10 protein-coding genes are annotated in these 12834 nt (G+C 61.8%); 9 read left to right on the forward strand and 1 reads right to left on the reverse strand.

The window, feature by feature from the left end; translation table 11 throughout:
• Positions 1 to 142 precede the first annotated feature (142 nt).
• Positions 143 to 1306, forward strand: coding sequence for a lipid II:glycine glycyltransferase FemX (locus ACP148_RS05320; RefSeq protein ID WP_421951573.1), 1164 nt, complete (start codon positions 143 to 145; stop codon positions 1304 to 1306).
• A gap of 21 nt (positions 1307 to 1327) precedes the next feature.
• Positions 1328 to 2632 carry a lipopolysaccharide biosynthesis protein gene (locus ACP148_RS05325; RefSeq protein WP_421951574.1) on the forward strand — a complete coding sequence of 435 codons (1305 nt, stop codon included), beginning with the start codon at positions 1328 to 1330 and terminating at the stop codon, positions 2630 to 2632.
• Here the strand turns inward: ACP148_RS05325 and ACP148_RS05330 are convergent.
• Positions 2629 to 3201: a GNAT family N-acetyltransferase gene (locus ACP148_RS05330; RefSeq protein ID WP_421951575.1), complete on the reverse strand. Its 573-nt coding sequence runs from the start codon at positions 3199 to 3201 to the stop codon at positions 2629 to 2631. The genes ACP148_RS05325 and ACP148_RS05330 overlap by 4 nt on opposite strands.
• 184 nt (positions 3202 to 3385) lie before the next feature.
• On the opposite strand from ACP148_RS05330, the gene acs reads away from it, so the two are divergent.
• The 7 genes from acs to ACP148_RS05365 all read left to right on the forward strand — a co-directional run bounded on the left by acs (position 3386) and on the right by ACP148_RS05365 (position 12820).
• The gene (acs, locus tag ACP148_RS05335) at positions 3386 to 5335 is read left to right on the forward strand and encodes an acetate--CoA ligase (protein WP_425033216.1); all 1950 of its coding nucleotides are present in this window, start codon (positions 3386 to 3388) and stop codon (positions 5333 to 5335) included.
• Positions 5336 to 5481: 146 nt separating this feature from the next.
• Positions 5482 to 8232: an EAL domain-containing protein gene (locus ACP148_RS05340; protein WP_425033218.1), complete on the forward strand. Its 2751-nt coding sequence runs from the start codon at positions 5482 to 5484 to the stop codon at positions 8230 to 8232.
• Positions 8233 to 8319: 87 nt separating this feature from the next.
• Complete coding sequence (locus ACP148_RS05345; RefSeq protein ID WP_421951576.1) at positions 8320 to 9420, forward strand: glycoside hydrolase family 3 protein; 1101 nt, start codon at positions 8320 to 8322, stop codon at positions 9418 to 9420.
• Entirely contained in the window at positions 9417 to 9950 is a 534-nt protein-coding gene (locus ACP148_RS05350; RefSeq protein ID WP_421951577.1) for a DUF1697 domain-containing protein, read from the forward strand. Before ACP148_RS05345 ends, ACP148_RS05350 begins: the two co-directional genes overlap by 4 nt.
• Positions 9951 to 10025: 75 nt before the next feature.
• Positions 10026 to 10622, forward strand: a complete 597-nt coding sequence (locus ACP148_RS05355; RefSeq protein WP_421951578.1) for a LysE family translocator — start codon at positions 10026 to 10028, stop codon at positions 10620 to 10622.
• Between the two features lie 112 nt (positions 10623 to 10734).
• Positions 10735 to 11535 carry a UDP-2,3-diacylglucosamine diphosphatase gene (locus ACP148_RS05360; RefSeq protein ID WP_421951579.1) on the forward strand — a complete coding sequence of 267 codons (801 nt, stop codon included), beginning with the start codon at positions 10735 to 10737 and terminating at the stop codon, positions 11533 to 11535.
• A gap of 94 nt (positions 11536 to 11629) precedes the next feature.
• Entirely contained in the window at positions 11630 to 12820 is a 1191-nt protein-coding gene (locus ACP148_RS05365; RefSeq protein WP_421951580.1) for an MFS transporter, read from the forward strand.
• Positions 12821 to 12834 lie beyond the last annotated feature (14 nt).

A 12834-nucleotide genomic window follows, 5' to 3' on the forward strand; every position in this document is an offset into this window, starting at 1 on the left:
AGACGCTGGTGAACGCGGCGCGAAATGCAAGTCCTGATTTACCACTTTGGCAATTGACGGGCTTTATCGGCATTGTGGAAAGCATTCCATAGGGGGTGCCCGATAGGGTGGGTTCAAATTGAACTGAACCCCGGTGACGCCAATGTCCTTGACCAGCCACACGCCAGCGATGACCACCCCTGCCTCTGCCGCAGCAAGTGCTTCGAGGGCGAACACGCCGTTGCTGGAGTGCCGTGTGCTCGAGGGCGCGACATGGGACAGGGCGGTTTCTGCCTTCGATGGCGTCTGCCAGGAACAGCTCTACGCCTATGCGAGCCTTCGATGGCCGGGGGTACAACTCGAGCCGGTTCTGTTTTCCGACGGCGACAATACCGTGGGCGGTGCCTTGATGATGCTGCAGCGGCTGCCGATGGGTGTGGCCACCGTGGCGCTTGTCAAATGGGGCCCGTTTCTGGCCAGGGCCGAAGACGGCGATAGCGCACTTATGGGGCGGATGATCGATACGCTGGTGGCCGAATACGCGCAGAAGCGCTCTATGATGGTGTCGATCATGCCCCATGCCGAGGCCGGTGAGGGCAACGGTATGGCCGAAATGCTTGCCGCGCGCGGGTTCAAGCCCGGGGTTGGCGTCAAATTCCCCATGCGCTACGTGGTCGATGTTTCGCTGGACGACGAGGCCCGGCTTGCCGCGTTCAGTCAGAAATGGCGGTACAATCTGCGCAAGGCGATGAAGGCCGGGCTGGAGTTTACGGTGGGATCGCCCGGCGATATCGGCCGGTTCATGGCGCTTTATCAGGCGATGAGCGAGCGCAAGCTGTTTCCCGACTATTCAGGCATCGATACGCTCGAGGGCCTGATGGCGATGCCGGATGGAACGGCGCGGCCTGAGCTGTTTTTCGTCTCGCGAGGGGACAAGACCATTGCGGGTGCGGCGATCTTTTCGGCGGGAAAGACGGCCTGCTACCTTTACGGTGCAACCGATGATGCCGCGCTGGACCTGCGCGCCGGCTATCTGTTGCATTGGCACATCATCAGATGGTTGCGCGACAATAGCAGGGCCGCACTTTACGATCTGGGTGGCACTGACGGCTTTGCGGGGCTGCACCAGTTCAAGAGCGGCATGGTGGGCGATGCGGGCCATATCAGCCCCTTGCCGCCGACCATGAATTTTGCCTCGCATCTGCCAGCCTATGTGGCAGGAACGGCTGCCTACAAGGCACGCGAAATTCTGACGCGAAGCCGCGATGGGGTGCTGGCGGCGCGGCTCGAATTGCAAAAGCGGTTCAGGCGTGGTGCAAGGGCCTGACGCTCAAGGGAAAGTTCTGTAATGTCGATAGCGGGAAGGCTCGCCTCGAAATCGGTGATGATCTTTGCCCTGCGCATCTTTGGCGCGGGGTTCATCTTTCTTGTGCAGGCGGCCATTTCCCGTGTGTGGGGCGCGCAATCGCTTGGCGATTTCCTGCTGGTCATTGCGGCGGCCAATCTGATTGCCGTTGTGCTGCCATTGGGCTTTCAGACGGTCTCGACCTATTTTTCCGCCGAGTACGGTTCGCGCGGCGAGGGCAACCATTTGCGGCGCTTCGTGGGCAGGGCCTATATCCAGATGGCATTGATGGGCGTGGCCATTCTGGCGCTGGGCTGGCCGCTGACCTTCCTGTTGGGCGAGGCTGGCGAACATTTGCGCCCGATCTGGGGGCAGACGGCGCTGATCGGCATTGCGACGGCCATCACCTATATCGGCACGACGACGCTGGTGGGGCTGAAACAGCCCATGGCGGGGTATCTGCCCGATATGATCTTTCGGCCCGCGCTGACCCTCCTGGCGTTCGGCCTGGTGGCGCTAATGAGCCCGGCCGCCGATCTCGGGCGCATGCTGTGGGTGCTGGCGGTGGCGCTGCTGGTGCTGTTCGGGGTTCAAAGCATCTGGGTCCGCCGGGCGGTGGTGGCGGTGCCGCGCGCCGACACGGTGCGCAAGAGTGAACCCCGGCGCTGGTGGCGCTTTGCGACGCCCTGGGTGCTCATCACGCTGGCGTCGGACTATTTCTTCGATATCAACCTGATCCTGCTTGCCGGGCTGCTCGATCGCACGGATCTGGCGATTTTCGGGGTGAGCACGCGGATTTTCGCGCTGGCATCGTTCGGGGTGGTTGCGGTCTATGCGCTGACGCTGCCCAATATGTTCGACGCGGAACGCGATGCGGATCGCGGCGCTTTCGGCAAGCGGGTGGGCGAAGCCAATCTGGTGGCGACCGGGCTGGCGCTGGCGCTGTTTCTGGGTGTTCTGCTGTTGGGGCGATATGCCCTGATGCTGTTCGGCGACGAATTTGCCGATGGGGCGCTGCCGGTGGCCATTTTGTGCCTGGGGCTGGTGGTGAGAGCGGCGTTCGGGCCGGCTTCCCTGGTGCTCTCGATGCACGACCGGCCTTGGGCCAGCCTGCCATCGGTCGGGCTGGGGCTGGCGGCGCTTATTGTCGGCAATTTCACGCTGGTGCCGCCTTACGGGCTGATGGGGGCGGCGATTTCGGCATTCATTGCAATTTCGCTGTGGTCGGTGTCGTTGTGGGCGACGGCACTTTACCGGGCGCGGATCGATGTTTCGATCTTCGGGCGGTTTCGCGCAGCGGCGGCCTAACGATCCAGCAGCGCCCTTGCCCTGAGCTTGAGCCGAGTGGCCAGCGGTAGCGAAATGCCTTCGTCATAGCCTTCGGTCACCTTGGTGAACTTGCGTTCCATGACCAAGTAATCCTCCCCGAAGATGTGATCCTCAAGGTGGGCGATTTGGGCGTAACCATAGCGTTTGAGCAGGGCCAGGGCCGGGCGGTTGTCGGGGCGGGTGTAGGTGGAGGCCTTGTGGAAGCGTGAATTGTCCCAATGGGAAATGAAGGCATCCATGCCGAACCGGCCCAGCGGGGAGCCGCGATATTGAGGGTAGATGGCAGACCAGAATTGGAAGATCGTCCCATTGGCCGGTCCCGAAATCGAAAAGCCTCCCGTTTTGCCGTCCATTTCGAGCAGCAGGATGTGCCAGGGATCGATTTCGAGCAGGGTGCGCAGGAAGGTGCGGTTAAACCTTGCCTTTTCGAAGGTTTTGAAGCGCTCGCCGTAAAAGGGCATGGAATCGATCAGGTCCATCAGCTCGCGATGGACATCGGCGATATCGGCGTGGGTGGCCGCTCGCGAGGTCATCTGTGCGTCTGTCATGCTCTTTCCCCGGGTTCTCGGGCCAAGACTAACGGCCGGTCCGCTAAAAAAACGTTTGCGCCGCCGTTGGGTAAAATCGATCAAATCGAAACTTGCGCGATTTGCCGCCCGGCGGCGCCTTGCGGTCGGCTGAATCGGCGGGTTAAGACTGGTACAACAAGCCCATAAAAGCGGAGGAATGGTCATGAGTTCGGAAGCAGTGTTTGAGCCGTCGCAAGAGGTGGTGGCGAAAACCAGGGTCACCGCAGCGCAATATGACCAGATGTACACGCGTTCGGTCTCGGACCCCGAAGGGTTCTGGAGCGAGCAGGCCCAGCGCATCGACTGGATCACGCCCTTCACCAAGGTCAAGAACACAAGCTTTGAATGGCCCGACATCTCGATCAAATGGTTCGAGGATGGCCAACTCAATGTTGCGGCCAATTGTATCGACCGTCATCTCGCTGGGCATGGCGATACGGTGGCGATCATTTTCGAGCCCGACGATCCCGAGGCGGAAACCCGGCATATCACCTATCGCCTTCTTCACGGTGAAGTGTGCCGCTTTGCCAATGTGCTCAAGCAGCTTGGCGTTCAAAAGGGCGAGCGGGTCACGATCTATATGCCGATGATTCCCGAGGCCGCCTATGCCATGCTGGCATGCGCGCGGATCGGAGCGGTGCATTCGGTAGTGTTTGGCGGGTTTTCGCCCGACGCGCTGGCCGGACGAGTCAATGATTGCGATTCCCGGGTCATCATCACCGCCGACGAAGGCTGCCGTGGCGGCAAGAAAGTGCCCCTAAAGGTCAATGTCGACAAGGCGCTCGAAGACTGTCCGGGGGTGGAAAAGGTGCTGGTGGTCAGAAACACCGGCTCCGACATCGCCATGCAGGGCGGACGCGACGTCTGGTTGCATGAGGCGGAGGCCGGGGTTGAGGCAACATGCGAGCCCGAGCCCATGAATGCCGAAGATCCGCTGTTCATCCTTTATACGTCCGGTTCGACGGGAAAGCCCAAGGGTGTGCTGCACACGACCGGCGGCTATCTGGTCTATGCCTCGCTGACCCATGAATTGACCTTCGACTACAGGCAGGGCGAAGTCTTCTGGTGCACGGCCGATGTGGGCTGGGTGACCGGGCACAGCTACATCGTCTATGGCCCGCTGGCCAATGGCGCGACGACGCTGATGTTTGAGGGGGTGCCGAACTATCCCGATGCCGGGCGGTTCTGGGATGTTGTCGACAAGCACAAGGTCAACATCTTCTATACCGCGCCAACGGCGATCCGCGCCCTTATGGGTGCGGGCAACCAGTTCGTCGAACGGGCCGATCTTTCCAGCCTGCGGCTGCTGGGATCGGTCGGCGAGCCGATCAATCCCGAAGCCTGGATGTGGTATCACAAGCAGGTGGGGCGTGAACGCTGCATCGTTATCGACACCTGGTGGCAGACGGAAACCGGTGGGTTCATGATCACCCCGCTGCCCGGCGCGATACCGACCAAGCCCGGCTCTGCGACCAGGCCGTTCTTCGGGGTGCAGCCGGTGGTGCTGGAGCCGGAAAGCGGCAAGGTGATCGCTGAAACCGAAGCGGCGGGCGTTCTGGCCATCGCCGAGAGCTGGCCGGGGCAGATGCGCACGGTCTATGGCGATCACCAGCGGTTCAAGGAAACCTATTTCCAGCAATACAAAGGCTACTATTTCACCGGCGATGGCTGCCGGCGGGATGAGGATGGGTACTACTGGATCACGGGGCGGGTCGATGACGTGCTCAACGTGTCCGGGCATCGGCTGGGCACGGCGGAGGTGGAAAGCGCGCTGGTTGCCCATTCCAAAGTGTCAGAGGCCGCCGTCGTTGGCTTCCCCCACGACGTAAAGGGGCAGGGCATCTACTGCTATGTGACGCTGATGGCAGGCGAAGCGGCGTCGGACGATCTGGCGGTCGAACTGCGCAATTGGGTGCGCAAGGAGATCGGGCCGATCGCTTCGCCCGACCATATCCAGTTCGCGCCGGGCCTGCCCAAGACGCGGTCGGGCAAGATCATGCGCCGCATCCTGCGCAAGGTGGCCGAGAACGACTATGGCGCACTCGGCGACACCTCGACGCTGGCCGATCCGGGCGTTGTCGACGACCTGATCGCCAATCGCAAGAATCGCTAGCAGCTCTTTTAGCCTGTTTGACGCCGGGCACCCCGTTGGCGGTGCCCGGCGTTCTGCATTTACGGGTTCTTCAATTGCTTGGGAGATAAAGGAAAAAGCGCTCACGCCATGAATTGTGGGCGAAAACAGGGGGCGATATTTCCAGGGTGGCGCGGTTTCAGCATCTCATTGTCGCGGCGGTAGTATGCGCGACCATGCTCGTGGCGGTGGCCATGGGCTGGTTTGCCGTGCTCGATTCCGCCCTTCGCGACATGAGGTTTTCGATAACGTCCCGCCCGGCAAGCGGCAATATCGTGTTCGTGGAGACCGACGCAGCCGCAATGGCACAGGCGGGCAGTCAATCGCGGGCCCGCAGTGTTTATGCTCATGCTCTGGGCGACATGATCGATGCGGGCGCGCGGACGGTGGTTCTCGACGTGGGGCTGCAGGGCGAACTCGGCTATTTCGACGACAACGCTCTCGTCGAGGCGATGACCAGGGCTTCAGGCCGGGTGCATACGGTTGCCACCGAGACCCGCTCGTCCGATGGCGCGCGCTCCCTGAGCATGCCCGCGGACCGTTTTGCGGCCCTTGCTCCGCCGGTTTATATCGACGCGGTTGGCGGCAATAGACGATCAGGCGGTTACAGGGCCCGCATCGTCAATGATGGCTGGGTGATCGAATCCCTGGCGACGGCGCTCTCGTTGGACCGCCCCGTACCGCGCCAGTCCTTTCTTGTCGATTTTTCCATCGATCTTGCCACCATTCCACGGACGACCCTTTCGGATGTGATCGGCGGCAGCTTCGAGCCAGGATTGTTCAGGGGCCGGCAGGTCATTGTGGGCCAGGCCAGCTATTCGCAGCAATCGAGCCATTCGGTGCCCCGCTACGGATTGCTTTCGACGCCGTCGCTGCAGCTTCTTGCGGCGGAAACGGTTCGCCAGGAGCGGGCGCTGACCGATATGGGGCGCCTGCCGGCGATCATTATCGTTCTGGGCATGGCGCTGCTGTTTGCGTGCCTGCGGCCGCGCATGACGCTGGGTTCGGCCATCGCGGGGTCGCTGGCCTATGCCGGTATCCTCGAGTTCACGGCGCTGGCCATGCAAGTGCATGCGGGCATGCTGCTCGACACGGCCGGCATTCACATAGCGCAGTTGAGTTTTCTGGCGGTCGCTTTCTGGCACGAGCTCGAGGCGCGGGGGCGCTCGCTGTCCCATGCGGCGCGCGAGCGCGATTCCATGCGCGGTATCCTGACGCGCGTCGTCGCCGACAACTTCGATGGAGTGGTTGTTGTCGATCACAACAAATCGATCCGCGCGGCCAGTCGGCTCGCCGAAGAGCTTTTGTCGCCCGAACTGCGCGGCACACATATCGCGGACGTGCTTCCCGCTCCGTTCCGCGAGGCCCTTGATGCGGCGCTCGATAGCGGGCGGATGATGGACGCCGTGTCCGAAGTGGTCATTTTGTGCAACGGCGAGAGGCGGACGGTGGAGTTCGTCGTTACGCTATCGGATGTCGACGCTGGCGAAGTGAGCGCTCAATCGGCCGGACGGGTGGCGTGTCTCACCTTCCGGGACGTGACCGAGCGCCGGCAGGTCGAGCACAGGCTGACCTATCTTGCCCAGCACGACCCGCTGACCGGGGCCGCCTCGCGGGTCAAATTCGTCGAAACGATCGGCGCGCTGCTGGGCACGCCAACCGGCCGCGTGCGTGGCGCCAGCGTTTATCTCATCGGGCTCTCGCGGCTCAAGACGGTCAACGATACTCTGGGCCATGCCTATGGCGACGCGTTGCTCAAGCAGGTGGTGGCGCGGCTCGAACTTTCAGGGCCGATCAGCGTGGCGCGGCTGGAGGGCAACGCCTTTGCCGTGCTCCGGGAGGGGCTGCTGGGCGAGGATGGCGGCGTGGGCTTTGCCGAAACGCTTATTGCTGAAGTTGTGCGGCCCTATACGCTCGATGAGCACAGGGCCATCATCGGCGCGCGGGTGGGCATGAGCGATTCCGACCTTTCGGGTAGCGCGCCTGACGCGCTGGTCAGTCATGCAGGCGTGGCTCTTTCGATTGCGTCGGATCAATCGGGCAACCGCGCGCTTGCGTTTTCCAAGGAAATGGACACGCGCATCAAGTCCAAGCAGGACATGGAGATCGCGCTGCGCGCGGCCCTGGCCCGCGAGGAATTTTCGGTCCATTACCAGCCCCAGGTCGACCTTGAAACCGGCGAGGTCACCGGCGTCGAGGCGCTGGCGCGGTGGACGCACCCCGAACTGGGATCGGTTTCGCCGGCCAAGTTCATTCCCGCCGCCGAGGAGACCGGGCTCATCATCGAGCTTGGCCGCTGGATTCTCCATGCTGCGGCAAGAGAAGTCGCCGGCTGGCCGCGGCCGGTGCGACTTTCGGTCAATGTCTCGCCGCTTCAGTTCGAGCTTGGCGACATCGTAGCGGATGTCCGTTCGGCCCTTGCACAATCGGGCCTGCCGGCCGAGCGGCTGCAAGTGGAAATCACCGAGAGCCTGCTGGTGACCGAAGCCTCCCAGATTACCGAAAAGCTGCGGGTGCTGCGGGCGGAAGGGGTCGGCATCGCGCTCGACGATTTTGGTACGGGCTATTCGTCGCTGAGCTATCTGGGCCGATTGCCCGTCGATACCATCAAGATCGACCAGAGCTTCGTGCGCGGCCTGCCGGGGGATGGGGAGGCTTCGGCCATCATCCGGGCCGTGCTCATGCTCTCTGAATCGCTGGGCAAGCACGTCGTAGCCGAAGGCATCGAGAACCAGGATCAGGCGTGGTTGTTGCGGCTTGCCGGGTGCAGAACGGGGCAGGGATATTTCTTCTCGCGGCCCGGTCCGGCCCAAGACATCCTTGCCCAGCTGCTTGCCGCTGAACACGACAGATTGACCGCTGTGACGCGCGTGGGCTGATTTGTGCCCCAAAGTTGCGAAAGGTTGGCCCGTTCGTTCGGGGAATCGTGCACATTTGCCATTCCCGACACCAACTGAAAGCAGGCCATGCGCATTCTTGCCTCCCTTTGTATTGCCCTTGGGCTGGTTGTAACCGGCGGCACGAACGCGTCGGCGCAAAGCCTCGAGGACATGGCCGGACAAATGGTGATGGTGGGCTTTAGGGGCAATGCAGCCAATTCCGCCGGCGTGCGGGCCGTGCGTGAACAGATCGCGCGAGGGGAAATCGGCGGCGTTATGTTCCTGCGCACCAATGTGGCCAGCCTTGAGGCGGTGCGCGGTATCAACCGCAGTCTGATCGCGGCTCGTCCGTGGCTGCCGCCGTTCATCGCGCTCGACCAGGAGGGCGGGCAGATCGAGCGGCTGACGGCGGCCGTGGGATTTGGCGAAATTCCCTCGGCGCGTGCGATTGCGGCGCAGACGCCCGATCGTGCCCGTGCGATCTATGCGGGGCTTGCGGACGATCTGGCGCGGTTGGGATTCAACGTCAATTTCGGGCCGGTGGTCGATCTCGATCTCAACCCCGACAATCCCATTATCGGCCGGTATGAACGTGCCTATGGTGACGATCCGGTTGAGGTCGTCGCGCGGGCTTCGGCATTTGTCGAAGCGCACCACGACGCCGGGATAGCGACGGCTCTCAAGCATTTCCCGGGGCATGGTTCGAGCGCCGAGGACACCCATGAGGGTTTCGTGGATGTTACCGGGGTGTGGCAGCCGGTCGAACTCGAGCCCTATCGCGAAATGATCGAATCCGGTCTGGCCGACATGGTGATGATCGCTCATCTTTATAATGGGGATATCCAGGGCGACAGCGTGGGCCAGCTTCCGGCCAGCCTTTCGCGCACCTGGATCGAGGGTGTGCTGCGCGACGATTTGGGATTTTCCGGCGTCACGATCAGCGACGATTTGGAAATGGGCGCCATCCGCTCGCGGTTCGACCTGCACGATACCGTGGTGACGGCGGTGGAGGCGGGGGTCGATATCCTGTTATTCTCCAACACCGCCGAATACGACCGAGGGCTGGGTGCCGCAATCCATCAGGTTCTGGTCGATGAGGGGCGCGCAGACCCGGCATTTGCCGATCGGATAGCGCAAAGCTATGGACGCATAATCGCTCTCAAGCGTCAGATCGGGATTGTTCCGTGACGCGTTTCGTGGGCCTGCTCTATTCGATCTCGCTGCCGGAGGGAAAACGTGTTTCCAACGCCGTGCTGCGTGAATTGCTCGAGAGGCTGGGCCATGGCGACGTTGCGACGTTGCTGTCCACGGGCAATGCGGTGTTCACCGCCAAAGACGATGACCCGCGCGCCATCGAAAAATCGTTCGAGACTGCCTTTGCCGAGGTATTCGGCCGCCATATCGATTTCATCGTGCGCGAGGGGCCGGGCTGGGAAAAGCTGATTGCCGCCAACCCGTTTCCCGAACAATCGGAAATCGACGGCTCCCATGTGGCAGTGCGCGTGATGCGCGAACCGTTGGCGGCGGAGGCGCAAAAACTGATCGCGGACCGGGCCAGCAAAGCCGAGATCGTTCGTTTTATCGATGGCGACCCGTGGGTCTATTTCGGCGATGGTATTGCCCATTCGAAACTGGCCGGCGTTCTGACGGCCAGGCGGACAGGTATTGGCACGTCGCGAAACTGGAATACCGTCAAAAAGATCGTCGGCGCGCTGTAAGACGGGGCGGATTGGCAAACTGGTGAAAGGCTGCTATTAGGTCAGTATTACTGACGTTCTGGGGCGTCCCTCGACATGTTCAACGGTTCTCTGGTGGCCGCCTTTTTTCTGGCGTGTGCGACTGCTTCATTTTCTCCCGGCCCGAACAATTTGATGGTCATGACATCGAGCGCCAAGTTCGGGCTGGCGGCCACGGTGCCGCACGGGATCGGCATCATGATCGGATTTCCGGTCATGGTCTTTGTGGTGGGGTTTGGGCTGGCCGGGATGTTTGAAGCCTATCCCTGGATCAATACGATCATGCGTTATGGCGCGGCGCTCTATTTCGTGTGGATGGCCTGGACAATGCTCGGTATCAGGATCGGCAGTGTGCAGGGCAGCGAGCGGCCTATGCGGCTCCATGAGGCTGCGGGGTTTCAATGGATCAATCCCAAGGCGTGGGCAATGGCGCTGAGTTTTGTCGCGCTGTTCGTGCCGGCGGGCGAGGGCAGGCTGCTCAATCTCTTGCTGGTGTCGCTGGGCTGCGCGCTGGTCAGCTTTTTTTCGGTCGGCACATGGATGGTGTTCGGGCGCGGCTTGATCGCATTCCTGCACACAACGGGCACCGAGAAATATCTCGGGCCGATCCTGGCCGTGCTGATGCTAGCGTCAGTGGCCCTGTTCATCGTTTGACACAAGAGCCTGGCCGAAACGATTTTGCCATCGGGGATCGCTCGTCTAAAGTGCCCGGGCCGCGCTGACGGGGAATCAGAATGCGCTTGAGGTAGGACAAGGTACTTTCTGCATGGAAGAAACGGGGACCGTCCGGCACGTCAGGGCGCTCTTTATCAGCGATGTCCATCTGGGGATGCAGGCGGTCCAGGTCGAGGAACTGCTCAAGTTCCTGGCGATCCATGACGCCGATACGATCTATATCGTGGGCGATCTGATCGATGGATGGCGGTTGCAGAAGGAATGGAACTGGCCGCCCGAATATGATGCGCTGGCCAATGCGCTGCTGGCCAAGGCACGGTCCGGCGCGCGCATCGTGTACCTCGCGGGCAATCACGACGAGTTCCTGCGCGACTATCTGGGCACCTATTTCGGGGGCGTCGAAATCGTCGACCGCATGATCCACATCACCGCCGACGGCAAGCGCTATCTGGTGATCCATGGGGATCAGTTCGACGTGGTGGTCGCCAACGCCAAATGGCTCGCCCATATCGGGGACTGGGCCTACAATTTCGCACTGACCATCAACGCACCGATCAACTGGGTGCGCCGCCGCATGGGGCTTTCATACTGGTCGCTTTCGGCCTGGGCCAAGCAGAAGGTCAAAAGCGCGGTTTCGGTCATGGGGCGCTTCGAGGAAGCGTTGTCGCTCGAGGCGCGCAATTCCAAGGTCGAAGGGGTGATCTGCGGCCATATTCATCAGGCGGCCATGCACCACAAATTCGGCATTCACTACATCAATTCGGGCGACTGGGTGGAAAGCTGCACGGCGGTCATCGAGGACCACGACGGCGCGTTCGAATTGATCCGGTGGAAGGATGTTTCGGCGCCGCCGCGCAGGCGTCGCGGGCTGGGCCGGTTGCGGGCGAGCTGAATTCTTACGAAATTGACGTTACTTGCCGCTTGCCAGTGCATGCGGCGCGGCGCATGGTCGGCTGTCTTCGCCTGCCTTTTCCGGATTTCCCTTTATGCTGCCGAGCCTGCCCGAGCGGTTTCTAACGCCCGAGATGCGCACGGGCCTGTATTATGCGGCCATGTACCTCCCGGCGGGCGTTTCGACGCTTCTGCTGCCAATCTGGCTCGATGGAAGGGGGATCGGCGAAGAGGAAATCGGCATCATCAGCGCGACGCCGATCTTCATCATGATCGTGCTCAACCTGTTCGTGGGCCGCATCGCAGACCGGGCCAAAGACTGGCGCAGCGTCATCATCGCGGGTTCGCTGGTGAGTGCCGTCGTGTCGCTGGGCTTTGTCTTTATCGATGAGTTCTGGGGCATCCTGCTGTTCAATACGCTTGTGGTCATTCCCATCATGGCCATCGAGCCGGTGATCGATGCCGCCGCAATCCGCATGACCCGCCGGCGGGGCACAGATTTCGCCCGGGTGCGGATCTGGGGAACGTTCGGCTATATCGCCATGACGGCGTTGGCGGGCTGGCTGTTCGGGTGGCTGGGGATTGCGGTGTTCGTCCCGATATTTATCGCCACTTGCCTTATGCGCGGGGTGGCGGCATTACCGCTGCCCCTGTTCCGGGCGCCCGAGGGTCACCACGCAGCCGCCCCCCTGGCGCTCTCGCCGGAAACAGCCACCACGCTGCGTCAGGTTTTCCGGCCATGGTTCATCCTGACGCTGGCGGGAACTGCACTTCTGCAGGCCAGCCACATGCTGATGATCAGCTTTGGCGCGCTGCTCTGGGTGCGCGCCGGGGTGCCCGATGCGGCGCTGGGCGTTTTGTGGATCGTGGCGCCGGTCTGCGAAATCGTCACCATGCTGTTCTTTGCCCATTTCGCCCGCAGGTTCTCTGCGCGCCATCTGCTGCTGGCCGCCTGTATCGGGGGTATCGTGCGCTGGACCGGAATGGCGGTATCTACCGAGATCTGGCAATTGGCCCTTCTGCAGGGCCTGCACATGCTGACCTTCGGGCTCGGTTATATGGGTATCGTCAATTTCATCGCCAATTGGACCAGCGAAGACATCGCGGCTGAGGCGCAGAGTTTTTATGTGGTGATGCGGCAGGTGGCATCGGTCCTCGCGCTGATCCTGTTCGGAGCGCTGGTCTCCCGTTTCGGGCTCTCCAGTTTCCTTGCCGCTAGCGTGATGTCGGCGATCGGAGCAACGATGATCTTTGCCTCGTTGGCGATCAAGGAAACCAAGCGGTAAAGCGACCGTCACAA

The organism is Pelagibacterium sp., assembly GCF_965249125.1.
Lineage (GTDB): Bacteria > Pseudomonadota > Alphaproteobacteria > Rhizobiales > Devosiaceae > Pelagibacterium.